At 56.8% G+C, this 25,153-nt stretch carries 22 protein-coding genes; 13 read left to right on the top strand and 9 right to left on the bottom strand.

What is annotated here, in order from left to right; translation table 11 throughout:
• Positions 1-50: 50 nt before the first annotated feature.
• Positions 51-923 (bottom strand): formyltransferase family protein, encoded by an 873-nt coding sequence (locus tag Poly51_RS27600; protein WP_146462179.1) that lies wholly within the window; start codon positions 921-923, stop codon positions 51-53.
• Positions 924-1,088: 165 nt separating this feature from the next.
• Here Poly51_RS27600 and Poly51_RS27595 point away from each other — a divergent pair, with 165 nt between their 5' ends.
• Together Poly51_RS27595 and hisS are read left to right on the top strand one after the other, a co-directional pair.
• Positions 1,089-1,553 (top strand): YkgJ family cysteine cluster protein, encoded by a 465-nt coding sequence (locus tag Poly51_RS27595; protein ID WP_146462178.1) that lies wholly within the window; start codon positions 1,089-1,091, stop codon positions 1,551-1,553.
• Positions 1,554-1,643: 90 nt separating this feature from the next.
• Entirely contained in the window at positions 1,644-2,978 is a 1,335-nt protein-coding gene (hisS, locus tag Poly51_RS27590; protein WP_146462225.1) for a histidine--tRNA ligase, read from the top strand.
• A 24-nt stretch (positions 2,979-3,002) separates the two neighbouring features.
• On the opposite strand, the gene Poly51_RS27585 is transcribed toward hisS, so the two are convergent.
• From Poly51_RS27585 to aroH, 6 genes are all read right to left on the bottom strand, one after another.
• Entirely contained in the window at positions 3,003-4,247 is a 1,245-nt protein-coding gene (locus Poly51_RS27585; RefSeq protein WP_146462177.1) for a carboxypeptidase-like regulatory domain-containing protein, read from the bottom strand.
• 208 nt (positions 4,248-4,455) lie between these two features.
• Positions 4,456-5,184 carry a deoxyribose-phosphate aldolase gene (gene deoC / locus Poly51_RS27580; protein ID WP_146462176.1) on the bottom strand — a complete coding sequence of 243 codons (729 nt, stop codon included), beginning with the start codon at positions 5,182-5,184 and terminating at the stop codon, positions 4,456-4,458.
• A gap of 98 nt (positions 5,185-5,282) precedes the next feature.
• Positions 5,283-6,344, bottom strand: coding sequence for a phosphoribosylformylglycinamidine cyclo-ligase (purM, locus tag Poly51_RS27575; protein ID WP_146462175.1), 1,062 nt, complete (start codon positions 6,342-6,344; stop codon positions 5,283-5,285).
• Positions 6,345-6,388: 44 nt separating this feature from the next.
• Entirely contained in the window at positions 6,389-8,167 is a 1,779-nt protein-coding gene (gene aspS / locus Poly51_RS27570) for an aspartate--tRNA ligase (RefSeq protein ID WP_146462174.1), read from the bottom strand.
• A gap of 147 nt (positions 8,168-8,314) precedes the next feature.
• On the bottom strand, positions 8,315-9,229 hold the full coding sequence (locus tag Poly51_RS27565) for a hypothetical protein (protein WP_146462173.1): 915 nt from the start codon (positions 9,227-9,229) through the stop codon (positions 8,315-8,317).
• Positions 9,230-9,234: 5 nt separating this feature from the next.
• Positions 9,235-9,657 carry a chorismate mutase gene (aroH, locus tag Poly51_RS27560; protein WP_146462172.1) on the bottom strand — a complete coding sequence of 141 codons (423 nt, stop codon included), beginning with the start codon at positions 9,655-9,657 and terminating at the stop codon, positions 9,235-9,237.
• Positions 9,658-9,900: 243 nt separating this feature from the next.
• Between aroH and Poly51_RS27555 the strand changes: the two genes are divergently transcribed.
• From Poly51_RS27555 to Poly51_RS31490, 9 genes are all read left to right on the top strand, one after another.
• A complete protein-coding gene (locus Poly51_RS27555) occupies positions 9,901-10,170 on the top strand; it encodes a hypothetical protein (protein ID WP_246114819.1) in 270 nt (89 codons plus the stop codon).
• A gap of 93 nt (positions 10,171-10,263) precedes the next feature.
• The gene (gene floA / locus Poly51_RS27550) at positions 10,264-11,268 is read left to right on the top strand and encodes a flotillin-like protein FloA (RefSeq protein ID WP_146462170.1); all 1,005 of its coding nucleotides are present in this window, start codon (positions 10,264-10,266) and stop codon (positions 11,266-11,268) included.
• A gap of 8 nt (positions 11,269-11,276) precedes the next feature.
• Entirely contained in the window at positions 11,277-12,083 is an 807-nt protein-coding gene (locus tag Poly51_RS27545) for an alpha/beta hydrolase family protein (protein ID WP_146462169.1), read from the top strand.
• 139 nt (positions 12,084-12,222) lie between these two features.
• Positions 12,223-12,648: a TadE family protein gene (locus Poly51_RS27540; protein ID WP_146462168.1), complete on the top strand. Its 426-nt coding sequence runs from the start codon at positions 12,223-12,225 to the stop codon at positions 12,646-12,648.
• A 67-nt stretch (positions 12,649-12,715) separates the two neighbouring features.
• Complete coding sequence (locus Poly51_RS27535; RefSeq protein ID WP_146462167.1) at positions 12,716-13,864, top strand: vWA domain-containing protein; 1,149 nt, start codon at positions 12,716-12,718, stop codon at positions 13,862-13,864.
• A 39-nt stretch (positions 13,865-13,903) separates the two neighbouring features.
• Positions 13,904-14,527: a TadE/TadG family type IV pilus assembly protein gene (locus Poly51_RS27530; protein ID WP_146462166.1), complete on the top strand. Its 624-nt coding sequence runs from the start codon at positions 13,904-13,906 to the stop codon at positions 14,525-14,527.
• Positions 14,528-14,899: 372 nt separating this feature from the next.
• Positions 14,900-16,861 (top strand): esterase/lipase family protein, encoded by a 1,962-nt coding sequence (locus tag Poly51_RS27525; protein WP_186775858.1) that lies wholly within the window; start codon positions 14,900-14,902, stop codon positions 16,859-16,861.
• A 510-nt stretch (positions 16,862-17,371) separates the two neighbouring features.
• Positions 17,372-18,295 (top strand): hypothetical protein, encoded by a 924-nt coding sequence (locus tag Poly51_RS27520; RefSeq protein WP_146462165.1) that lies wholly within the window; start codon positions 17,372-17,374, stop codon positions 18,293-18,295.
• 243 nt (positions 18,296-18,538) lie between these two features.
• Positions 18,539-19,402 carry a hypothetical protein gene (locus Poly51_RS31490; protein ID WP_246114818.1) on the top strand — a complete coding sequence of 288 codons (864 nt, stop codon included), beginning with the start codon at positions 18,539-18,541 and terminating at the stop codon, positions 19,400-19,402.
• Positions 19,403-19,493: 91 nt separating this feature from the next.
• On the opposite strand, the gene Poly51_RS27505 is transcribed toward Poly51_RS31490, so the two are convergent.
• Both Poly51_RS27505 and Poly51_RS27500 read right to left on the bottom strand, forming a co-directional pair.
• Positions 19,494-20,348, bottom strand: coding sequence for a DUF4159 domain-containing protein (locus Poly51_RS27505; RefSeq protein ID WP_146462164.1), 855 nt, complete (start codon positions 20,346-20,348; stop codon positions 19,494-19,496).
• The gene (locus tag Poly51_RS27500) at positions 20,345-22,867 is read right to left on the bottom strand and encodes a peptidase MA family metallohydrolase (protein ID WP_246114817.1); all 2,523 of its coding nucleotides are present in this window, start codon (positions 22,865-22,867) and stop codon (positions 20,345-20,347) included. The genes Poly51_RS27505 and Poly51_RS27500 overlap by 4 nt, the downstream gene beginning before the upstream one ends.
• 162 nt (positions 22,868-23,029) lie before the next feature.
• Between Poly51_RS27500 and Poly51_RS27495 the strand changes: the two genes are divergently transcribed.
• Entirely contained in the window at positions 23,030-23,587 is a 558-nt protein-coding gene (locus tag Poly51_RS27495; RefSeq protein WP_146462163.1) for a phosphatidylglycerophosphatase and protein-tyrosine phosphatase 1 family protein, read from the top strand.
• A gap of 163 nt (positions 23,588-23,750) precedes the next feature.
• Entirely contained in the window at positions 23,751-25,070 is a 1,320-nt protein-coding gene (locus Poly51_RS27490; RefSeq protein WP_146462162.1) for an esterase-like activity of phytase family protein, read from the top strand.
• Positions 25,071-25,153 lie beyond the last annotated feature (83 nt).

Genomic DNA, 25,153 nt, shown 5'->3' with positions numbered 1-25,153 from the left:
TGATCCACGACGATCGTTGCCCAAAATTTAAAACCGATCAGCCCTGGGACTCAATCGCTCCGTTTCGTGGTTCGGGCCACAACGCGATGAAAGTGTAAGTCGACTTCGCGGTCGATCACGCGACGAACACCTTCGACCAAGCACTCCGGTTCGTTTTCTCGTTCGCCGCGTGCGATGATGTCGTCGATGGGCGTACCCGGTGACACCGAAAACGTGCGTTGGTTGATGGTTTGGTTGCCGGCATCCAGTTCGGGAATGATGAAGTGGCACGTCGCGCCGAACGTTAACATGCGGGCGGCGTAGGCATCATGATAGGGACGGAAGCCGGGAAACCCGGGCAGCAATCCATGGTGCAAGTTGACGATGCGTCCACCGGCGAACTGCCAACACGTCGATGGAGGCAAGACGCGCATGTAGCGAGCCAGTACGACATAGTCGACGTCGAAATCGTCTAACGCCTGAACCATTTTCGCGTCGTCGGCGGCGCCCTGTTCATTTCCAATCATCCGATACGGAACGTCAAACTCAGCCGCCAAGCCAGCCAGCTTCTTTCGGTTCGAAATCAACACGGCGGCTTCGCCGTCGATGGTGCCGTCGGCGATGGCTTCTAGCATCGCACGAGGCGTGTGTTCGACGAATGTGCCACAGATCGCCAGTCGCGGCTTTCGGCCGGGTCGACGCTGGCTACTCCACACGCGGATCGCCAATCGAGTGTGATCGCCGATTTGACGCATCGCATCCACCAACGGTTCGTATTCTGCGGTGGGAATATCGATGCGACAGATCATTGCGAACAGGTGGGCTTCGTCGTGGTCATACATCTGGATCTCAGCGATCCGTGCGCCGCGACCGGTGACGTGGTGAATGATGGGGTCGGCGAGGCCGACGTTGTCGGGCCCCAGGGCGGTGATGACGACTTCCACGATTCGCGACTCCCGATGAGACAAAATGGGCTCCGTCACTCGACCAGCCCTGTCGACACAGTATTCTATGACTCGCCCGACTTGCCGACCCCGGGCAGGCTTTGTTACCGTTTCGGCAACCTTGGCCCGCGATCTGGGCCGTCGACCACCGCCTTGGATGCCAACATGTCCGTCGTCTCTCTACCCGCCAAGCGTCGCCGCAGCGATTATCCCGAAGCTGCAAATCTTTGTGAACATTGCACCGCCAAGTGCTGTCACTACTTTGCGTTGGGCATCGACGAACCGGAAGTCCGCCGCGACTACGATTTCATGCGATGGTACCTGTTGCACGATCGGGCGACTTTGTTTGTGGAAGACACGACGTGGTATTTGTTGGTCCACACGACCTGCAAGCACCTTCGCGACGACTATATGTGTGGCATCTACGAAACTCGACCTCAAATTTGCCGTGATTACACGACGGCGGAATGCGAGTTCGAAGACGATTGGTGTTACGAAAAGTACTTTGAGAGTCCCGAGCAAATCGACGAGTACGCCGACGCCCTGTTCGGCCCCCAGTTCCCGGAACCCGATCGAAAACCGGAACACTCGTTGCGAAGCCGGAAACCATCCGGTTTGCCGATTGCCTAACAGCCTTTTTCAACAGGCTGTTAAGCCAGCGTTCTGACTGGCAATCTTTACCGACCAAACGTTTTTTGAAAGTCATTTGCCGGCATGTCGTTGATTCAACCTCGCACACTGAAGGGCTTCCGCGACTATTTGCCCGCCGTCATGATGCCTCGCGAGCAGATGATGCAGACGGCTCGTGAAGTGTTTCGATCGTTCGGTTTCGCCCCGATCGATACGCCGGTGTTGGAATATCTGGAGATCCTTTCGGGTAAGGGCAGCGACGAAACCGACCGCCAAATTTATCGCTTCCAAGACAACGGTGGACGGGATGTCGGGATGCGGTTTGACCTGACGGTCCCGCTTGCCCGTTTTGCGGCCCAGCACATTGGTGTCTTGGGAACTCCGTTCAAGCGATATCACATTGCCCCGGTGTGGCGCGGCGAGAATACCCAAGCCGGTCGCTATCGGGAATTCGTTCAATGCGACTTCGACACGATCGGTACGACTTCGGTTTTGGCCGACATAGAAGCCGTTGCCGTTATCAACCATTTGCTCGAAGCGATCGGGTTCGACCGGTTCACGATCAGCATCAACAATCGCGTCATCCTGTCGGGTCTGCTCGAGTTGCATGGGTTGGCGGACAAGACAGTTCCGGTACTGCGAAGCCTCGACAAGTTGGCGAAAATCGGCCGCGAGAAGACTCACGAAGAAATGTGCCGAGTCGCCGAAATTTCATCCGAACAAGCGGACGCCGTATTGGCACTCGCTGCGTGTGACGGTGATGCCGAAGCGGTTTTGGCCCGCTTGCCCGAGATCACCGCAGGCAGCGAAACGGCCGCTGAGGGAATCGTGCGGTTGACCGAGATTTATCGCGGTGCGGTTGCATCGGGCGTTCCCACGCGTCGGCTGAAAATCGACGTCTCGATCGCCCGCGGACTCGATTACTACACTGGCGCGATTTTCGAAACGACGCTCGACGATTTGCCTGAAATCGGCAGCATCTGTAGCGGCGGTCGCTATGACAACTTGGCCGGCATGTACACCAAACAGCATTTGCCCGGCATCGGTGCTTCGCTGGGTTTGGATCGTCTGTTGGCAGCGATGGAGCAACTGAACCTGTTGCCGGTCGCATCGACGCCGGCACCGGTTTTGATCGTCTACTTTGACGAGGATCGCCGCGACGATTACTTAAAGATGGCGGCGAATCTGAGGGCAAACGGAGTCGGAGTCGAGGTTTATCCGGACTCAAAAAAGCTGGGTGCTCAATTGAAGTACGCGGACGGTCGAGGCTTCACCGCCGCCATCGTCGCCGGCGGAAACGAATGGGCGGAATCACGCTGCCAAGTCAAAACGTTGGCAACGAAGTCAACGACCGATGTCGCCTACACGCACGACGACCCCGCCGCTTTGGTCGCGGTTTTGAAACAGCAGTGTGACTCTCGCTAGCGGTGATGTCGGTGGGAGATCTGACTAGTTGGCCGGAACCGATGGCGATACCGGCGTTGATGGTGTGACGACAGCGTTGTCGTCGTTGTTATCAATCGCGGAGATCACCGCTGCTGTGCCAGCGAGCCCTGCAATGCCGCTGCCGCCACCGAGCCCAGCGGAACCACTTCCGCCACCCGAGAATCCCCCGCCGCCCATCGGCGCGCCACCGTAGGGTGCCGATCCGGCGCCCGATCCGATTGGGCCGATCGGGTCCCCGATCGTATCGCTGTTGACCAGTGGATCCGCTTGCTCGGCGACCGATGGTTCGTTCAGGCGAGGGTAGTATTTGGTGATCGATTCGACCACGTTCGTGATCATCGTCGGCGGTACCAACACGACGGGCAAGACGTCTGTGGATTGAACGGCGGTGGAAACCAATGTGCTGGGCGCTGTCGACGTGTCAACGACGCCAGACATTGCGCTGGCCCGAAACGCAAACGCCGCATATCCCGCTTTCCCGGAAGCGACCAGTCCGTGAACGCCAGGTCGCACGCCGGTCAGCTCAAAGTTTCCATCGCTATCGCTGGTCGTACTTCCGACCTGGTTACCGTTGAAGTAGATCGTAATGTTGACATCGTTAATGGAGGTCTGATCGTTGCGATCCACCAGAACGAGTCGACCGAGAAGCAGGCCATCGGCACCGAGCTTCACGCGGTAGTTAAAACGGTCGCCAACGTCGTCCAAGTTGATCGAAGATTTCGACATGCCCTTGATGTCTGCGATGCGATCGAGTGCCGAACGCAGCGTTTCAGCCTTGATCTTCAGCAGCGTCATTTGAGTCGGCTCCGCGTCGGGCGCGAGCGACAAATCATCTTGGTCAGCGGCGGCGGGCTGTTTCTTGAAATTCAGAACCGTGGTGCCGTGGACGCGGTCGCTGGACACGGTCAGAACATTCAGCCCCGATTCGACATTGTCGATCGTCACGACACCCCGGTTGTCGGGTTTGAGCCGAGACGTCTTGCCGCTGGGACGAACGACCGTTACCTGAGCGTTGGCGAGCTCGGTAGCTTCGTCTTGCAGGGCTGAGAGCAAGTCGAGCTTGACTTTGACTTGACGCGAATCCGAAAAGTAGGCGACGTTGTCGGCCGGAAGTGGCTCGGCGTCAACTTGAGCAACGGCAACCTGCGTTTGCTCGGCTTCCTGATTCGCTTGATCCGCTTTTGCGTTACCGACAACAACGGCGCAACACAGCGCGGTGAAGAGGATGGGTTGGAACCTGATTTTCATCTGAATGCTCACGCGACTGGAGGCCGGTCGTCGGACGGGTCACTGGTGCGAGCGGTATTCCGACTACGTAAACCCGCTCGGGGAATCTCTAGGCTAGACACCCCCTAAGTCCAGTCAAGCCAATCGCCGGTTCACACAATCGCAATTCCAGATTTTCTAGGCGATGCCCCACGGATGGCGAGCGAATCCGATGTCAGCGAGGCGAGAATCAATACCCGGGCAGCGCTGAGCCGTCGCCCAGATCGACCGGCGGCAGTCCGAGTTCCTTCCGAGCCGGATCCAGGATGGCCGCCGTCGCACTGGCTCCGACGCGAGTCACGCCCAGAGAGCGAACTTCCAAAAGCGTGGCTAAGTCGCGAACGCCACCGGCCGCTTTTACTTGGGTCGGGATCTTGGCGTGAGCCACCATCAATCGCAGGTCATCCATCGTCGCGCCGCCGGTGCCAAAGCCGGTTGAAGTTTTGATCCAGTCGGCGCCCGCGTCACAAGAAATTTCGCACAATCGAATCTTATGATCCTCTTGGAGATAACAGTTTTCGAAGATGACTTTCACCTTGCGATCTGATGCATGAGCGACGTCGACGATCGCCTTGATTTCGTCAGCGACCAGCGTCCAATTTCCGCTCAACACCGCCGAGATGTTGACGACCATGTCTAACTCGACGCCTCCGTCGGCGACGGCGGTCTTGGCTTCGGCGACTTTGCTTGATGTGGTTTGTCCGCCCAGGGGAAAGCCGATCACCGTGCTGGGCAGCACGGTCGTCGGCGTTAAAATTTCAACGCATCGTGCCAAGTAGTACGGCATGATGCAAATGCTGGCCACATCGTAGGCGGCCGCCATCTTGCATCCTGCTTCCAGCGCCGATTTGTCCAACGTTGGACTCAGCAGCGCGTGGTCGATCATCTTGGACGCATCGTGGTATTGATAGTTGGTCATGTGACGAGCAATCCTTGGCACCCAAGCGACGCCGCTCGCGAGTACAACACAAGAGTTCAGAATCCCGCGAACGGCGTCGCGGTGGCAACCTTTGAAGACTAAGTGGCGTACCGGACGGTGCCGTTTCCGGAAACGATTTTGCCGATCGGTTGGCAATCGATTCCGAGCGATTGAATCTGGGCGGCAATGTTGGCCGCGTAAAATTCGCTGACCACGGCCGCCATCCCAATGCCCATGTTGAACACGCGCCGCATTTCTGATGTTTCGATTTCGCCGGTTTCTTGGAGCCACTTGAAAATCGGCTGTGGCGTCCAAGCATCGGCGTCGATGATCGCGTCGACACCTTTTGGCAAAATGCGATCAAGGTTCTCTTCGAACCCGCCGCCCGTGATGTGGGCCAGTCCGTGCAAGACTTGTTTGACACGGTAATGCGACTGGACCGCTCGGATTGCCGACGTGTAAATTTTTGTTGGCGTCAAACACACGTCCGCCAAAGTGCCGCCGCCCAACGCTTCGGGGGCATCGTCCCAGCCCAGTCCTGCATCGGCAATGACCTTTCGCACCAACGAAAAGCCGTTGCTGTGCAAGCCGCTGGAAGCCAGACCTAGCACAACGTCGCCCTCGCCGATTTGCTTGCCGTCGATCAAGCGTTTCCGCTCGACGACTCCCACCGCGAAACCGGCCAAATCGTAATCTTCGGTAGCGTACATGTCGGGCATGATCGCCGTTTCGCCGCCCAACAGCGCCATGTCACCAGCAACGCAACCGTCGCTGATTCCCTGGACGATTTTTTCCAGTCGCGCCGGATCGTCTCTTCCCATTGCGACGTAGTCGAGGAAGAACAGCGGTTCGGCGCCGGTGCAAAGCAAGTCGTTGACGCACATGGCGACCAAGTCGATGCCGACCGAATCATGCCGCCCGGTGATCTGCGCGATTTTTAATTTCGTTCCGACGCCATCGGTACCACTGACCAAAACCGGTTCTTGATAGTTGCGTGCAAAGAGCTTGCCCGCAAAATCGAGCTGAAACAGTCCGGCAAAACCGCCGTCGCTGGCGATGACACGCGGACTGAATGTCCGATGCATCAACCGAGGCAACCGGCTCATGGATTCGGCGTAGACATCCAGGTCGACGCCCGCGTCTTTATAAGTGGCTGCCATGATGCGATGAATTCAGGAAAGAGAAAAAAGAACGCGGCGAATGCCTACTTAACGACCTTGGCCGACCGCAGGTGCAGCTCGGTCAATTGATCCGTGTCCACTCGGCCCGGAGCCTCGGTCATCATGTCGGCGGCCTTTTGGGTCTTCGGGAACGCGATGACTTCGCGAATGTTGTCCAAGCCTGCGAACAACATCACCCAGCGGTCGATGCCCAACGCGATTCCGCCGTGCGGCGGCGCACCGAACTTCAACGCGTTGAGCAGGAATCCGAAACGGTCTTCGGCCGTCGCTTCATCGATGCCTAGCAGGTCGAAGACCTTCGACTGAGTTGCTGCGTCGTGAATCCGGATCGTACCGCCACCAGCTTCGCTGCCGTTGATGACCAAGTCGTATGCTTGGGCGCGACACTTTTCGGGCGACTCGGTCAGCATCGCCAGATCGCTTTTCAGCGGTGCGGTGAACGGGTGGTGCATGGCGTTCCAACGCCCCGTTTCTTCGTCCTTTTCGAACATCGGGAACTCCGTCACCCAACTGCAATTGAGCACTTCGGGATCGATCAGCCCCAATTCGTTCGCCAATCGTTTGCGCAGTCCGGCCAAACCTTTGCAAGTGACTTCCCAAGAGTCCGCCAAGAACATCAGCATGTCGCCCGGTTCGCCAGCCATCAGCGTTTTGAATTCGGCCAGATGCTCGGGTTCGAGATTCTTGCTGATCGGGCTCCAAAGGGTTCCGTCGTCTTCGACACGGAACCACGCCAAGCCTTTGGCACCAAAATCATGTTTGACGTATTCCGTCAGCTCATCGATTTGTCGGCGTGAGTATTTGGTGGCGGCGTCCTTGACGTTGATGCCACGAACGAAGTTGCCAGCGTCGGCGGTTCCGCGGAAAACGCGGAATTCGGTCTTCGCCGCAACCGATGTGCAATCGACGATCTCCATTCCGAATCGCAAGTCCGGCGCGTCGTGGCCGAAACGCCGCATCGCTTCGTCCCACGTCAAACGGGGCAACGGCAATTTGACTTCCTTGCCCAACACCTCTTTCGCCGAACGTGCGACCAAACCGTCGATCAAACCGATGATGTCTTCGTGATCGACGAACGACATTTCCAAGTCAAGCTGCGTGAACTCGGGTTGGCGATCAGCCCGCAAGTCTTCATCGCGGAAACACTTGGCGACTTGGACGTAGCGGTCGAAACCGGCGACCATCAAAATCTGTTTGTAAAGTTGCGGCGACTGCGGCAACGCATAGAACTTGCCCGCATGCACGCGGCTGGGGACCAGATAATCGCGTGCTCCCTCGGGAGTGCTACGTCCAAGGATCGGGGTTTCGACGTCGATGAAGTCGTGCTCGGCGAAATAGTCACGCATCGTTTTGACGATTTTGCTGCGAAGTACCATGGCTCGCAGCATTGCCGGTCGGCGAAGATCCAGAAACCGGTACTTCAATCGCAGGTCTTCGCCGGGCAGGTCGCTTTGACCGGGCGTGAAGGGCGGCGTCGCGCACGGGTTGAGGACCTCGAAGTGCTCGCTGCGGACTTCGATATCGCCGGTCGCCAGCTTGGCGTTCGTCTTGCCTTCCAGTCGATTGGCGACTTTGCCGCGGATCAGGATCACCGATTCCGCAGAAACTCGGCCCGCTTCGGTGATCAGTGCCGCGTTTGCTTCGGGCGGGCCGATCACGACCTGCGTCAGACCGTACCGGTCACGAAGGTCAATGAAGACCGCACCACCGTGATCTCGCTTGCTTTCCACCCATCCGCAGAGGGTGACTTCGGTTCCGATGTGTTCTTTACGGAGTTGGCCGCAGGTGTGGGAGCGTAGCACGGGATCAATGAGGGGTTAGTGAGTTTTGACGAAGGGGGTTTTCCAAACCGACCGAGATTCTAGCGGCAAGAAGGCATCGACATGGAGGGGACTTGTTTGCCAAACATCGACGATGTCCCCGATCGAGGCTTCACGCCGAGCAAATGGCTAGACGGCAAGCTTTTTCAGCGCAACGGGCAATGGCGTCTTCGTGCTGACGAATTCGTTCCACCAGAGCGTCAATCGCTCGGCAACCGCTGGATCACCGAACTTCCACAATTCCATCGCTCGAGCGATCGGAAGCGTGTCGCCACGGACCAGTTCGACTTCGGCAGCCGCCGATAATACCAACGGGACCGACGCAAGCTGCCATGGAACCATCAATGACGTTTCTCCGGAACGTTGCCGATTGTGATTGCCAATCGCTATCCGCGTCACCAACCACGCCACGCGAACGACCTCGGGCACCAGCGGGTCCGCGTCGGTCAACATCGCTTCAATCCAGAACCGTTCGTTCGCTTCGTCAGAGTCGCCGCTGCCACCGACGAGCGGCTGAACCAGCCATCCCGATGTTCGCGTCGGCCACCAATCGCTGGGCGGGCTGTTGTTCCAAATCTGTCGTTCGACTTCTCGCAGCAGGCCTTCACCGTAGGTGTCCCAACGCTCCCTAAGCGGACGACCTCGAAGTTCCAACTGTTCGGCCAATTTCGGGTACCGACCTTGGAACGCTGATCGGGCGTCGATCAATCGATTCTTGATGATCTTGACTGTTTGTTCCAGCTGCATTTCGCCGCAACCGGCTGCCAAAAGTGCCAGTGCGGTCGCCTCCTCTAATTCGCCATCGTTCAAACGTGACGCGGCGTAATGCTTCCAGAAACTGCCAACATCGATCGACGCGGACAGCAGCCGGTCGTTGATGTCCGCGATCGGACCGATCAACAGCGACTCGGTTTTCGGATCAATGCACGGGGCGCCGGTGGCGACAACGTACGCAGCCCAAGTAGCACTCCATTCAGGATGGACCGCCCAGCGGACGCCCGCGCGTCGCGAACGTCGGCGTGATGATGTCGATGGCGCAGGCAAAACTTCTACTCCTCCATCCGTTCAGTGATCCAACGTTCCAGTTCTTCGAAATCGACGGCGGGCAAGGTCGACAGATCAGGCCGCAATTTCACCGCATCATGCAAATAGACGTGTTGGATTTCCGATTGCGGTTTGTCCGTGTTCCAGTGCAACAGGATGCGGATGCACCGGGGCAGCGAACCCGGTACGGAAATCTCGTAACCGCACAATAGCGGAACTTCCAACCACCCCAATTGCCGTGCGGCCAGCGCCGGAAACTCCGCGCTCAAATCGTTCGTGACCGTGAACTGGGCGCTGGCGATGTCCGTCAACTCGATGCCGTTGCGACGGATAATCAGCCCCAACATTTGTCGGGTCGCCGTCAGGATTAAGTCGCGATCGTCGGTTTCAACGGTGGTCGCCCCGCGGACGCCTCGGCAAACGGTCATTGCAAAAAACTATTCGTGAGAGAACGAGAGAATAGAAGTATCGGTCGGTCGTTTTTCTTTGTTTTTGAACCCCAGACTGGTGCAAGACGGGTGCCGAGCAAAAAACTGGGGCAAAACAGCGACTGGGGCAACCTCATCGAAAGCGTCGACGCCTTCAAAGATGGACCACCCATAGAATAGGATCGTTTCGTCCGATCCTTAAGGGGCCGACCGACCGGCACCGACCGATTTCTCCAACACCCTTTGCTGAGCAATTCCATGGCTGAACCGCGCACCCGCCATCAAGAAAAAATCATCAAAAACTACTACCAAAATCGCGACTCCATCGGCCTTCAAAAGGCCCAGGAAGCGGTCACGGAATTGTACCTCAGCGAGGGCAAAAAACGTGCGACCGTCTGGAAACGACTGGCAAGCCACCTGGAAAAAGTCGGTTTGACCGCTGATCAGATTGCCAACCTGCAGGAAAAAGACAGTCCCGAGTTAGTGCTCGAAGCGCTGAAGAAATACGTTTGATCGGTTCCCGGCCCTGCGATTGACTCCGATACGCTATGATCTGGGCTGATCTGCAACCATGTTTTTTCGGTTCCTCGCGGAGACGTTACCCCGATGCTGATTCGATTCGAATCCCTTGCGGCACCCTTGGCCCAACAATCCATCACCGGCTACGTCATTCTTGCCGTTTGCGGCTTTGCGGCGCTGATGAGCTTGGTGCTGGCGTTCTTTTTCTTTCGCTACTTCAAACTCTGGTTCCAGGCGTACATGTCGGTCGCCGACATCAGCCTGGTTAGCCTGATTCGGATGCACTTCACGAAAGTGAATCCGAACATCGTCGTTCAAGCCAAAGTGATGTCCGCCCAGGCCGGTTTGAGCATCGATCGCAATTCGGGAATCAGCACGCGGCGACTCGAGGCCCACTATTTGGCCGGCGGAAACGTCATGAATGTGATTCACGCCATCATCGCAGCACACCGGGCCGAAATTCCGCTCGATTTTGACCAAGCCTCGGCAATCGACTTGGCCGGACGTGACGTTCTTGATGCGGTCCAAACCAGTGTTTACCCCAAGGTGATCGACTGTCCCGATTCGTCGCGAAGTGGAAAGACGACACTATCGGCGATTTCTCGAAATGGCATCGAGCTTCGCGTCCGCACTCGCGTCACTGTACGAACCAACATCAGCCAATTGATCGGCGGCGCGACCGAGGACACGATTGTAGCGCGGGTCGGCGAAGCAATCATCAGCTCGATCGGATCGGCGAGTTCGCACTTCGATGTGCTCGAAAACCCCGACATGATCTCGAAAGTCGTCTTGTCTCGCGGCCTGGATGCTCAAACTGCGTTTCAAATCGTTTCCATCGACATCGCTGATATCGACGTCGGCGAAAACATCGGTGCTCGACTGCAAAGCGATCAAGCCGAAGCCGATATGCGTGTTGCCCGCGCCGAAGCCGAGAGCCGACGCGCTGAAGCAATCGCACAAGAGCAGCAGATGAAGGCGAAGGTTACCGAAAACCGATCTGCGTTGGTTTTGGCGGAAGCCGAAGTTCCGATGGCGATGGCGGATGCGTTTCGAGCCGGTCGTATCGGGTCGGTTACGGGCGGTCAGGGTTAGCCACCGCCGTGCAAACGACTTCGTATCGTGTCAAATTCGTCGGTGGCAGTGGCGAATCGCTTGCCGGAATCGTTGATCGACCCACCGACGCCGATCCTTTGGTCGTTGCCGTGTTTAGCCATTGCTTCACCTGCAACAAGGATCTCAAAGCGATCGTTCGTACGTCTCGTGGTTTGGCCGCGCGTGGCATCGCGTGCCTGCGATACGACATGACGGGTTTGGGCGGCAGCGAAGGAGATTTTTCGCACACCAACTTCACCACCAACCTTGGCGACCTGCGTTCGGCGATGGAGTTCACGACGGGCGAGTTTGGACGCGTCGATGCCTTGATCGGCCATTCGTTCGGCGGCGCCGCATCGCTCGCCACGGCGGGAATGCCGACGGAGACGAAACCGCGAACCGTCGTTGCACTTGCCGCGCCCAGCGAAACCGTTCACCTAGCCAAATTGCTTTCGCATATGGACCCGGCAATCGAGTCCGATGGCGTTGGAACCGTCTCGATCGGCGGTCGGGCCTGGACCATTCGTCGCGAAATGCTTGACGATTTTCGCAGCCACGATCTTCCGGCTTTGATTTCGCGGATCCAGTGCCCGACATTACTGTTCCATTCTCCCCTCGATCGCACGGTCGGATTCGACCACGCGATTCGGATTCTTGGGCTGATTCAATCGTCGCCGCACGCAGCCGAGCCCACGCCAATCAGCCTAATCTCGCTCGACGGAAGTGATCATCTGTTGGTCAATGAACCGCGCGACATCGATTTTGTCATTGAGTCGACGGCCGCATTCTTGATTCGATACGCCCAACCCGCGTAATCGCGTTATCTCTACTGTGAATGCAGCTTGAGGGGATGGATCACCACATCTTTTCGCTTTGTAACGCGTTCAAGTCGCCTGTGTGACATAGGTTCCCAATAGACCTTTGTCTGTTGAATCTATTGCCCCGCGATGTGACATGTCCGTTATTCGTATTCAGAAACCAAGATCAGGCCCGAAATCTGGCCCGCGATTCGGCGTTGCTGTTGTCGAGCTTGCTGTTTGTCTTCCCGTACTCGTCATTTTGACGTTGGCGACGATCGAAGCCTGCACGCTGCTATTCGTCCAACAGTCGTTAAAGACGACGGCCTTCGAGGGCGCTCGCGTCGGAATCGTTCCCGGCGCAATGGCCACCAACGTTGCATTCCAGTGCGAAACGTTGCTCGATGATCACAGCGTCCAGTCGTACACCGTCGAAATGGATCCGGCCGACCCAGCCACGCTTAAACAAGGCGATTGGTTCACCGTCACGGTCACAGCCGCGTTCGCAGACAACACGATGGCAGGTGGCTGGCTCTATATCGACAAGACGCTGCAAAAATCCGTCTCGCTTCGTGCCGAGTGAATGCAATGCTAGTTTCGCTTCTCGTCGGTTCAGTTATCGCTTTGACTCGTATTGCTGGACAATCATCATGATCCATCTTCAGAATCCGTCCTTCGCCAGCGCACAAGTTACAAGGCAACGCACCGGAGCCACCATGGTTCTGATCTGCGTTCTACTTCCCGTGCTGTTCATTTTGTCTGCTTTCGCGATCAACGTCGCGCACATGGAATCGGTCAATACCGAAGTCCAGATTGCTGTCGACTCGGCTGCTCGCGCTGCAGGACGAACATATGCGCTCACCGGGGACGAAGCGGAAACGCTCTTGGCGGCGCAAGAGGCCGCGACGAGAAACCCGATCGGCAGTTTCGTCGTTCCGATTGCCGCATCCGATTTAGAATTCGGAACCAGTCTGCGGACGTACGCCAATGATCCTTACACGTTCACACCCACGACCAGTGGCGTCACCAATTCGATTCGCTTGTCCACCACATCGTTCGCCGGCGGAAGCGGCGCCGGTGTCCCACCCGTATTTCCGTTCTTTGCGGGTCTTTTCGATGTTCGTCCGCTACGAAGTGCGACAAGCACTCAGGGCGTGATCGACTGCGTGTTGGTTGTCGATCGAAGTGGATCCATGGCTTACAGTTCGTCGGAAGTCGCCGCTTATCCGCCGGCACCCTCCTCGGCGCCTCCCGGATGGGACTTTGGCGATCCCGTGCCTCCGAATGCACGGTGGTTGGACTTGATTGCTGCGGTGAAGGCATTCAACGACGAATTGAATGATTCGCCACAGGAAGAGCAGTTGGCGCTTTCGATTTACAACACGAACAAGTCGACTCCACAGCGTTTGACCACCGACTACACGAAAGTCATCGAAAAACTTGACGAGGTGTCCGTCAACTTCGTGGCTGGCGGGACCGCGATCGGCTGGGGGATCTACGAAGGCTTGTGGGCGGTTACCGATGCGGCGTTTGCACGACCGCACGCGTCGAAGGTCATGATCGTGTTGACAGATGGCGTCCAGAACTACGGAACCGCACCGAAATGGGCCGCAAAGGAAGCAGCTACCAAGGGTGTGACCGTCTTTACCGTCACGTTCAGCGACGAAGCCGCCCAGGCTGCGATGCAAGAAGTGGCGGAAATCGGCGGCGGCGAGCACTTCCATGCCGTCACGGCTGCTCAACTGAAAATCGCGTTTCAAGACATCGCGCGTCGACTCCCCACACTCCTGACTCAATAGCTTTGAATCAGCTCCCTTGAAAACCATTGTTGGAATTTCATGTACGACTTCAAATCGTCCACTCACGCAAGATCGCAACGAAGAGCCGCAACCGCCGTCGAATTTGCGGTGGCCCTGACCGTTTTGGTGGCATTGATTTTCGGCGGCATCGAATTGACTCGCGTCAGCATGCTGCGACACACCGTCGATCACGCCGCTTACCTGGCCGCTCGCGCCGCCATCGTTCCGGGCGCCAACACGGGCGATGTCGTGCAAGTTGCCAAAGATCACTTGGCGATCATCGGGATCAATGACGCGGTCGTGTCGGTCTCACCCGACACGATCGACGACTCCACGTCGCTGGTCGAAGTGGTCGTGACGGCACCGTTTTCGACCAATTCGTTTGTGATTCCCAGCTATGTATCCGGAAATTTGACCGGCCGTTCACGGTTGATGACAGAACGATCGCCCATGCAAATGGCCACCACCATCCCAACACCTCCACCGGAACCCGAGCCGGAACCGGAACCGGAACCGGAAGACGACGACGACGACGACGATGACGATGACGATGACGACGACGACGATGACGATGACGATGACGACGACGACGATGACGATGACGACCCGCCACCGCCGCCACCGCCGCCACCGCCGCCTCCGCCCCCCCCACCGATGCTGTAATTTGGCCGGCTACGGGATAGCCCAGACGGCGAAATCGGCTCGGTTTCACGGCCGTCCTTGGAAACTGCGTTGACATCAACGTCGATTGCTTTCTAACGTTCAAGAAGATCGACAGGTTGTCGTCGATCTCGTGCTACGGATGCTCGGCAAGGAAGCTCGAACCGCCGGACCCTCGCTTGTTCTTCGATCGGATCGATAACAGTCTCGGGGAACGGTCGTTGACGCATGATGCAGTCCTCTTTTGGTCCTCAGCGATTTACCGAAAACGGTCGACGAAAGGTCGATTCGGTCGCCTGCGCACTTGCCGAATCGCCCTTTGCCGAACGATTTCGAGGTCGGAGCATTCGTTCGTGTTTCGGTTTTGCGTTCGCGATGGTGATGCTGTTTCACAGCGGATGTGCGACGCCAAGTTACTTGGCCAGTCGAAAGATTCGCGACAATCCGCTGACACAAACCTTGCACCTGGTCGGCCGGAAAGGTCCCGAGGTCAGCGAACGAACTTGGCACACGCTTCGCCGATTCGACTTGGAAGACCAGTATCTGCGCAACAGCAGTGTTTGCTTCGCACACATTCGCAAACGGGTGACTGAGAATCCGGAAGCTGAACTGATCTACGCCCTGAGCGAACTGGCGTATGTCGAAGGCAAAAAAGCAGAGAAGGCCGGCCGCGTCAGCGATGCGTTGAACCAGTACGGCATTGCGTTGACCAATAGCTATGACTATTTGTTCAGCGATGACCTAGGCAACACACGCAACTTCTACGACCCCCAGTTCCGTGGCGCATGTGACCTGTACAACGAGTCGCTCGAAGACACGCTGCGATTGTTGTGCAGTGAAAACCAAATCCAGCCCGGGCAAACCTACACGATCAAGACCGAAGATCGCGAGTTTGTCGTTCGCACCGAAATGCGTGGTCAATGGAAAACGGATGAATTCGATCACTACGAATTCGTCAGCGACTACGACATCCAGACTCTCCGTAACCAACACACCACTTACGGGCTCGGCGTTCCATTGATCGCGGTACGCCGTCCGCCGGAAGACAACGACCCCCGAGAAAAATACTATCCCAAGGGATTGAGTTATTCGGTCAGCGCGTTGATGCGATGCGTCAAACCTCGGGGCGGCGGACGAGCGGGGGAATCGCGGGTCTGTGTGCTCGAGTTCTTTGATCCATTGCGTGCCAACCAAATCCAATTGGCCGAGCAGTGGGTGCCGTTGGAAACTGACTTGACGACACCGTTGGCCTACTTCTTGGACAGCCCCGACTTCCGCAAACGGAATGAAGCCACCGAAGGCCTACTCAATCCCAACGAGTCGGCCAACCGCCGCGGCCTATACATGCTGGAACCCTACGACCCCGAGCGGATTCCGGTGCTGATGGTTCACGGGTTGTGGTCCAGTCCGATGACGTGGATGGATATGTTCAACGATCTGCGCAGTTTTCCCGAGATTCGCGAACGTTACCAGTTTTGGTTTTACCTCTATCCGTCCGGCCAGCCGTTTTGGTTGTCCGCCACCCAATTGCGCACCGACTTGACCGCGATGCGCAAGGTCTTCGATGAAAACCGCCGTGATCAACCGCTCGATGAAATGGTGTTGGTCGGACACAGCATGGGAGGACTGGTCAGCCGCATGCAGACGATCGATAGCGGCGACGAGTTCTGGAAAATCGTCAGTAACGAACCGGTACGTAGCGCAGACGAAGCGATTGCCAAATTGAAGGGCGATGACGACGATCGTTTCAAATTGGTCAGCACATTGTTCTTCCGCCCCAATACCTCCGTCAAGCGCGTGATCACGATCGGGACTCCGCACCGGGGAAGCGAGTTCGCTAACGACTACACTCGCTGGCTGGCTCGAAAATTCATCAAGCTGCCCAAAATGGCGATCCGAACCGGCAGCCGCCTGGCCGAGCTGAATCCGAGTGTGTTCAAAGACACCGAACTGTTAACGGTCGCCAACGCGATCGACTCGCTGGCTCCCGAATCGCCTATCTTTCCCGTCATGATGCGAGCCAAGCACGCGCCGGGCGTGAAGTATCACAACATCATCGGCGTCCTCGAAAATCCGACGCTGATCACCGGCCGAACCGAAAAGGGCGACGGAGTCGTTGAGTATGCGAGCGCCCACATGGAAGACACCGAAAGCGAACTGATCGTGGACGCACCCCATACGTCTGTCCATATGACGCCCAAAGCCGTCTTCGAAGTCCGCCGGATTCTGTTGGAACATCTGCAAGAGATCGATGGGAAAGACCGAGTCGCCCAGCTCGAATCGGTCGAAGTCGTCGATGCCAACGCGCCATCGCTTCCGCTGGTGATGGAACGATAGCAACGCGGCGGCTTCTTCAACCAAAGTTGACACGCCCGCAAAGTCTACTTAACCGCGCCACGAGTCACGCGGCACCATGGGGTTTGGCGTTTCGACGCTTACGATCCGAGCCAGCGGCAAAATCGGTCGATCCATACCCGTACCGGCGAGGATCATCAGTGTGGATGATCCGATGCTAGGGGGTTCGTTGCGATGAAGCCCCGAAAAGTTGAGCGGTTCGTGGCAAAGTTGACGTCGAGTGGGATTGCGGCAACAGAGTTACGAGTTCCTCTCGTGGTTTTTTTGAATTAAACGGTGAGACAACCTTTCGAGGCTGCCTCACCGTTTTTTTTTTGCTCGGAGTTTTTTCGCCGCTGGCGACACCCATCTGGGCCAAGCCCGTGCCAATCGCACGGTGCCTCGCCCATCATTGACGCCATTTTGATAGGTTGGATGGACACAAAAATTTACGAACAATAAGTTCTCTTTTATTCAACGTTGTTCTTCTTTCCAAATCCGGGGAGCTCGAGCGTGCCGATCATCCGTTCGTTCCGAAACGGCGACCTTCCCTCGCTGACAAACGTTTGGATGGCTCATTGGTCGGCGATTGGCACCCCGCCCCAAGTGAACCTGCCCCGCTTGGAACAAGCCACCGTGGCTCGCACTTTTTTTGATCCCGGCGGTTTGCTGGTCGCTGAACAGGGCGGCGAGGTCGTGGGCTGGAGTCACTTTGCCGCTTCGGCCGACGACGGTGCTGCCACGATCATGGCCGTCTGCTCGCTTCCCAACTTGGGTATCGATATTGCCCGCGACCTCCTGACCGAAATGTTGATTCGGATCCGCGCCCATGGGTTCACCAAAATCGGCGCCGGGATCGTCCGCGATGACTGGTTTGGATACGCCGGGCTGGAGCCGCTTGGGCACGGGATCGGCGTGTCGGTAAAGGATGAACGCTTCGTCGCGACACTCCGGGAAGCGGGCTTCGTCGAACGTTTCGCGGTACATCGGATGGAAGTGGGGACGATGTTTTATCGCCCGCCGGTCAGCCGCGAGGCTTTGCAACTTCGCCGTTCCGCAAAAATCGAGTCCTGCCGGTTGCTCCCCCCCGATCGGCGCCGGTCATCGGGACTGTCGCACATTGACATCGAACGGTACCAGCTGATCGACCGATCTTCCACCGTGTTGGCGGTCGTCGATTTCTGGTTTAGCGACCCCGAAGCCGAAGTGTTGAGTCCATCAACAGCCATTTTGGACCTCGGCGATGCCCATAATCGCGGGGAATTATCATCGGCGGAAAGCTATTTGATCGCGGCGGCTCTGCAGTCTTTGGAATCGCGAAACATCCGAACCGTCCAAACGACCGTCGATAGTGAGAAGAAGACGCTGTCCCAGCAACTCGGAAAAATTTGCTTCGAATCGACGGACGAAGGGGCCGTTTGGGGATTAGATCTCTGAGGATCGTTCGTTTTCCTATGGATTATCCTGTTTGACCTAGCATTCGGATTGGTCCGTGGGTATCGATTTGGCAAGTTGGACAGGAAATTAGGTAAATGGAATCGTCGTGGATCGCTGATTCTGCTTGGTACAGCCAAGCGGCGCGATTATGATGGCGGTCTGATTGCGTCACCCACCCTCCGCATTTTCGATGCATTTTCGATCGTGGCTGACCAGACAAAATTAACTCAAAGGAACGTGTTCGTGACCACTCTCTCCCATCCGGTTCGTCAAGCGTCGGCCCTCGCGTTGGCCGCCCTTGCGGTCTCGCTTTTCACTTCCGTGACGGCCAGTGCCGACAAGGTCAAAGACGATCCCGCTGCAGTTACCGCTGAATTGTTTGCCGCGATGGAAGCCGGGCAAGTCGATGTGAAAATCATCCCGCAAGACGCGACCAAGGCGAATGTGCTGATTCGTAACCTGACCGACAAACCGCTCGATCTGAAATTACCCGAAGCTTTCGCTAGCGTCCCAATCCTTGCCCAAGGCATGGGCATGGGCGGCGGCGGCATGGGTGGTGGCGGCATGGGCGGCGGCGGCATGGGTGGCGGCGGTGGCGGTGGACAAGCTGGCGGTGGCGGCATGGGCGGCGGCGGCGGTGGCATGGGCGGCGGTGGCATGGGTGGCGGCGGCATGGGCGGTGGTGGTGGCGGATTCATGCGAGTCGCGCCCGAACGCATGATGAAAGTTGCTGTGCAAACCGTTTGCCTGGAACATGGCAAGCAAGACCCGAATCCACGGATGGCCTACAAGATGGTTCCCATCGAAGAATTCACCAGCGACCCCAACGTTCGAGTCCTTTGTGAATCGCTCGGACGTGGGCAACTGACGCAAAACACTGCACAAGCTGCTGCTTGGCACATGATGGACAACATGACCTGGGGCGAATTGGCCGCGAAGAACCGCATTGAAAGCAAGTACACCGGCAACGTCCGCTGGTTCTCGCCTATCGAATTGCGAACAGCACAAGCCGTCGTCGCCGAAGTCGCGCGAATCGCAAGAGAACGCTCAACGGAATCGGAATACACCGAATCGGATTACGTTCCGGTTTCAACCGACGAGAGCTAATCTGGACGCGTGTCTGGGTAACTGTTTTCAAAACCCAGTTACCCGACAGATTGGAAAATCACGAAAGCCAGCCTATCCAGGCTGGCTTTTTTTAATGGGTCATCGCGTACGTCACAATGTTGATGCCCATCGGATAGGCCTTCTTGACCGAGAACTCGTCGAAGTACCATTGGTCTTCGCCTTCGCGTTCCCATCCGTCGCCCAGATCCGTGTTGTGGCAGATGAAAACCATGATGCGATCTTCGTCGTCGGTGATAGCCCGGTAGTGAGGCGTGCGCGTGTCACTGCCGTCCCACGACTGCTCCCAAGTTCCGATCTGTCCGTTTGCCATCCGGTAAGCTTGGCCGATGGCGGGAACCTGCGGCTTTTCTTTCATGTCGTAGACGCAATGAAAGATCTCGTGCGACAACGGCACTTCCGCTGGATCGCGATCAGGGAATACTCGCTTCAGTTCGCGCGCTAGGTTTTCGTATTGCGCGTCGCCCCAGAAATCGTCGACCATCAAGAATCCGCCGTTATAGCAATACCGTCGCAGCGCTTCGACCTCTGCCTGGTCGAACACCAACGCACCGGGTTCGATCAGGTACAAGAACGGATAGTCAAACAACTTCTCGTCCGTCAACTCGACCACGACTGGGTCGGGATTGACCTTCATAGAAGTCAATTGTTGCAACCGCAGCGAAAAGTTTAAGTCGCTGTCGGGATAGTCGGTTCGCCATCCGCCACCGCCGCGTCCGTAACCGCCATAGGATTCGTAACGGACCCGCGCGAACGTGAACATGTCCGCTGGAAACTTGGAATCGACTTCCCAAGTCGGCACACCGCGACGATCGGTTTCGATACTATCATCGCGTCTCCATCGGCCCCGTTGGGCAAGCACAACGCTTCCGATACCGATCACGGCGAACGAGAGTGCGATAGCAACGGATGAACGGTTCAATTTCATTTCGGTTTTCCCGCTTCGATTTCCAGTAACAGCCGATGGGCGTCCCGATACCGAGGTGCTTCATCGAGCGCCTTCAACACGCTTTGCTTCGCTTCCAAATTGCGATGAAGTTTGTACAACGCTTTCGCCTTGCGATAATCCAACGCCGCTGGATCCACCGGATCAAGATTTTCGAGTGCCGACAAGGCTTCGACAACTCGTTGCGGTTCCTCAATCTGTTCGGCGGCGTCGACGATCGCCAGATGTCCGGTCTCGATCAATGGTTGGACGGCCAGAAAGCGATCGCCATATGCCAACACCGTCGACCAGTCCGACTCTTCCCGCGCGATCGTGATCAATCGCTCGATGGCATCCAGCGAATCGCTGGACTTGGCGGTGATCTGTTTCAGCGTCGCTTTCTCGGATTCGACCTCGCCGGTCTTGCGATAGACAGAAGCCAACAATTCGAGGGGCCCACCTTGGCCACCCGTTACTGCACCCAGGTCGCGTATCGTTTCCAGCGTCGACTTTGCATCCTCAAACTGTTCCGCAGCGATCTGCTGCTGGGATTTGGCGATCAATGCCCAGTAGTTCTGCGGATTCGATTCGATCCATTTCGCCATTGCCGCAGCATCGGATTTCTCGGGTTGATCCTCGCGACTCCAGTCCGCGTCACCGCCAAAATCGAGGGCGACCTGCTTTGCATATTCGGCAAACGTTGCGTCCAGCTTCTCAATCGAGCCAACGTTTCGCGTCAATGCGTCGTTGATCGGTAGTCCCGACGAAAGGTCGTCGAGGGTTCTCCGCAGTGCCTCCAGACCATGTGTTGCAATCAGAAACTCGATCACCAATGACGATTCGTAATATGCGAATTGCAGATGCATGGGCGTCGGCGGATTCAGAAACGCGCTGCTCAATTGGGAAACCGGCGTCAATTCATCACCCAGCATCATTGTCCGATAGGTCGGCGAAATCGACTCGCCCCACGACGGGTCTCGCATCCGTTCTTCGTAAACGGAAATGCCCTCGCTCAACCAACGCGGCATTCGATTGCGTGTCTTTTCGAGCGTCACCACGTGACAAAATTCGTGCCAGAGCACGCTTTGCCAATTCGACGGCGATGCGCCCTGCGACGCGGGGCTGTTAGCGGTGATCACTCGCCCGAAACAAACGCCCAAGTACCCTGCACCGCCCGGCAATCCGAACGTGCGAATGGCAAAGTCTTTTTGGTCGGGAAAAATCTCGACGACGATATTGTCTTCTAACTGAACGTTGTACTTTTCGCAAAGAACTAGCTTGGCTTCACGAAGCAAGTTCATCACGGAATCGCCGTAGATCGCAGCCTCCCTCGGCTCCATACGAATCTCGATCCCATTCGAAACGATTTGCGTGTAACCGCGAACTTGTTCATTCAGCGTCGACAAGTTGTGGGCGACGACGTTGTAGGGGTCTTCCTTCGCGACTTCGTCGGCCAAGATCCACCCCGTGTCCTCATGACCGAGTCGCAGCAGATCCTGAGCAAGCTGGAATACGGCGGGCCGAAAGTCGGATGCAAACTCGATAGCACGTCGCTGGTAGGCGGCTCCTTCGGCGAAGCGATACTTTTTCGATAGCATCCTTCCGATCATATGATCCACCGCGGGATTGTCTTTCCATGTACTGAGCGCCGCGGCCCGCATCAGTGATTCAATTTCGTATTGGCCTTCCATGTGAGCCAACACGGCAAGCAGACTCCACGCCGCGGGTTCGTGAACGTTGACAAGCAAAACCGACGAGATCGCGCCATGAGCCACTTCATATTGTTCGGCATCGATCGCCAACTCCGCCCGCTCGATCAGGCCGGGGATGTACCGCGGGTTTTGCGAAAGCGACTCTTCCAAATAGGCGGACGATTTTTCGGAATCGGAGTTCCGCCATGCTTGCGACGACAAAAATGCGATTCGTGGATCTTCCGGCGCGATCAGTTCGGCACGCAACAACGTGTCGGCGGCGACTTTAAAGTCTCCTTTCTCAATCGCCAATTCCGCCGTTGCGACATAGGCTTCCAAGAACTCGGGGTCGGCATCACGGACACGATCGTAGAAATGCTCCAATATCTTTCGCGCGTCTTCGCCCCGCATGGCAAAAAAGCGACCCGCCGCAACCAAGTTGTCGCGGCTGGCGTATCGCGACGGTGAACTCTCCAACAGTCGAAGAATCTGTGCCTTCGCCTCAATTACCTCGTCGGACTCTCCGGCAAACCGATAGGCATCCAATCCCAACATCCGCAGCGTCAGGCTGGTCGGATAGCGTTTCATCGCCGTTTCGTAGGTATCAACGGCGGACACATACTCACCCATCACCAACTGGCATTCGATCAGCAATCGTGGCCAACGCTCATTCCAAATTCCACCGTCCACCTGCTCAGCAGCGATCTTTTTCGCCTCGTCGTACTTCCCGGCTAAAAAGAGGTCGTTTGCGACGGTCAAGTCAGCCGCAGTCGCCGTCGACCCAACCGACGTGATAAAAGCCAGGATCGAAACGGCCAAGAGTCTTAACATTCGACATCCAAATGAACGAGAACCATATTGCCCCAGTTTAGCTGTTCGCGGCACCGGGTGCGTTCACCGACGAATCGGTTAATCTGACGGCCTAGGAATTCTGTTGCACCAAGTTTGGCCCCTCATGGCCCCCCGTTCGGAACACTCATCGCTGCCACGTCTATGAATGCTAAGCTGCGTCGACTCTATGCCCGCTCGGTTTTTTACCCGACGTTGTGCTGGAACTATACCTTGGCTCGGTACTTGAATCGACGAAATTGGTGGGACGCAATCGATACGAACGTGATCGTGGGTGCATACCCATTTTCCCGCGACGTCCAGGCGATGTATGACGCCGGTGTCCGAGCCGTCGTGAACACTTGTGAAGAATACGATGGGCCTCAGGCCGAATACCAGCGGCTTAACATCCAGCAATTGCACATTCCCACCACCGACTTCACGCATCCACGGTTGGAGGATGTTGAACGGGCGGTCGAATTTGTTCAACAGCATGCCCAAGCGGGCAAAACCGTTTACATCCACTGCAAGGCTGGCCGCGCTCGCAGCGCGACCGTGGCGATCTGCTGGCTGATGAAATACCGAGGTGTGTCGGCGGACGATGCCCAGAAAACACTGCTCGCGGCGCGGCCCCACATCAACCCGCGTTTGACCCAGCGACCGGTGGTGAAGCAATTCGCGATGTCGCTCGCAAAGGCTAACTCTGCAAACGAAAATTCGTAGCGTTTCGGACGCCACCATTCTTCATCAAACCTTCACAGTTTCCTCGCCGTTTGATCGCAGAAAAAAGGAGACAACTTTCCATAATCTGCTCGCGTGCGGTTACTCGATTTCTCGAGTTCCCGATTGGACCTCGTTTCAGGCCGTTCGAGCCTAGGATTGATTCATGATGAAGTGGCGGTCAGCGATTGCGATGGATGTAGTTCGTTCGGTCACGGCGCCGATTGCGATGTTCGGCTTTTCTTTCTTCGTAGCAGCGATGAGCTCAGATGCCGCCGAACCGCGGCTTTCGTCGCTTCGAAAGCCAAATGAAGCGGCTTTGTCACCCGTTGAACTTCTTGGCGTCATCGAAATCGCCGGAAACGCGACCGACGAGTGCCCGATCGAGGGAAAACTAGAGGATGGTAGCCCGCTGAACCAGTTTGGCGGCTTGTCGGGTATCGAATACGACCGTCGGTCTGACCGTTTCATCTTGTTGGCGGACCGGGGCGCAGGCGACGGACTGGTCAATTTTCCGTGCCGTTTCCATGAAACCGATCTGACCCTTCACCCGGCAACGGCAACGATACAGATGAAGTTGATCGAAACGCGTCTGCTGCGCTCTGCAGACGGAAAGAACTTTTTGGGTTCGCTTGAATCGCACGGGATCGACTTTGCGGCAACTCATACGCACGGCGGTGACCTCGATCATTTTACCGCTCTCGATCCCGAAGGCATTCGTTGCATGGCGGACGGGAACTTGCTGGTTTCGGACGAATATGGTCCGCGAATCCTCAAGTTTTCGCCCACAGGTTCGCTAATCGGCAAGATGGTTGTGCCAAACCATTTCGGTCTGCATTCGGATGGTGGCGTCTACGGTTCGATGGGTAGCGTCCCCAACCGCGGTCTCGAAGGTATCGCAATCACCCCAATGGGAAGTCGAATCGTAGCCACGGTTCAAAGCCCGCTTGTGCAAGACGGACGCATCGAAAACGGCCGCGTGTTGGGCCGAAATTGCCGCTGGCTTGTGCTTGATGACGCCGGCGATGTGGAATCGGAAGTGATCTACCAGTTGGATGATGAAACCACCGGACTGAGCGAGATTTTGGCCATCGATGAAACGCGATTCTTGGTTCTCGAACGCGACAGCGTGCCGGGGGCCGATGCAAAGAACAAACGCATCTACATTGCCGATCTTTCCAACGCAACGGACGTGAAGAGCCACCCTTTCTTAAAAGATGCGAACTTACCAGCATCGATCCGCGCCGTCGAAAAGCACTTGCTGGTGGATTTGCTTGACGAACGTTTCGGGATCCGAGGCGAATCGGCGCCGGAGAAACCCGAAGGCATGTGTTGGGGCAAGCCGCTGCCCGACGGACGTCGAACCCTTTGGGTCTGCTGTGACAACGATTTCGTCGCATCGAATTCGTCGTGGATCTACGCGTTCGGCATCGACAGTAGCGTCATTTCAAGCACCGAACATCTGACTCAACCATCGGCGGATTGAAATGAACGTCGGTTGCAGTCAAGATCGCGATACGGTCGGCGCTGCAACAGAGTCTCGGGTTAGACATTTGCGTCGGCAACTTT

The organism is Rubripirellula tenax (assembly GCF_007860125.1).
Lineage (GTDB): Bacteria > Planctomycetota > Planctomycetia > Pirellulales > Pirellulaceae > Rubripirellula > Rubripirellula tenax.
This window is presented reverse-complemented; position numbering and strand designations above follow the sequence as displayed.

Excerpts from the sequence above, each read along its gene's own strand:
- Poly51_RS27595 (WP_146462178.1), top strand. The coding sequence starts at position 1,089 with ATGTCCGTCGTCTCTCTACCCGCCAAGCGTCGCCGCAGCGATTATCCC.
- Poly51_RS27585 (WP_146462177.1), bottom strand. The coding sequence starts at position 4,247 with ATGAAAATCAGGTTCCAACCCATCCTCTTCACCGCGCTGTGTTGCGCC.
- deoC (WP_146462176.1), bottom strand. The coding sequence starts at position 5,184 with ATGACCAACTATCAATACCACGATGCGTCCAAGATGATCGACCACGCG.
- purM (WP_146462175.1), bottom strand. The coding sequence starts at position 6,344 with ATGGCAGCCACTTATAAAGACGCGGGCGTCGACCTGGATGTCTACGCC.
- aroH (WP_146462172.1), bottom strand. The coding sequence starts at position 9,657 with ATGACCGTTTGCCGAGGCGTCCGCGGGGCGACCACCGTTGAAACCGAC.
- floA (WP_146462170.1), top strand. The coding sequence starts at position 10,264 with ATGCTGATTCGATTCGAATCCCTTGCGGCACCCTTGGCCCAACAATCC.
- Poly51_RS27540 (WP_146462168.1), top strand. The coding sequence starts at position 12,223 with ATGTCCGTTATTCGTATTCAGAAACCAAGATCAGGCCCGAAATCTGGC.
- Poly51_RS27535 (WP_146462167.1), top strand. The coding sequence starts at position 12,716 with ATGATCCATCTTCAGAATCCGTCCTTCGCCAGCGCACAAGTTACAAGG.
- Poly51_RS27530 (WP_146462166.1), top strand. The coding sequence starts at position 13,904 with ATGTACGACTTCAAATCGTCCACTCACGCAAGATCGCAACGAAGAGCC.
- Poly51_RS27525 (WP_186775858.1), top strand. The coding sequence starts at position 14,900 with ATGGTGATGCTGTTTCACAGCGGATGTGCGACGCCAAGTTACTTGGCC.
- Poly51_RS27505 (WP_146462164.1), bottom strand. The coding sequence starts at position 20,348 with ATGAAATTGAACCGTTCATCCGTTGCTATCGCACTCTCGTTCGCCGTG.
- Poly51_RS27500 (WP_246114817.1), bottom strand. The coding sequence starts at position 22,867 with ATGTTAAGACTCTTGGCCGTTTCGATCCTGGCTTTTATCACGTCGGTT.
- Poly51_RS27495 (WP_146462163.1), top strand. The coding sequence starts at position 23,030 with ATGAATGCTAAGCTGCGTCGACTCTATGCCCGCTCGGTTTTTTACCCG.
- Poly51_RS27490 (WP_146462162.1), top strand. The coding sequence starts at position 23,751 with ATGATGAAGTGGCGGTCAGCGATTGCGATGGATGTAGTTCGTTCGGTC.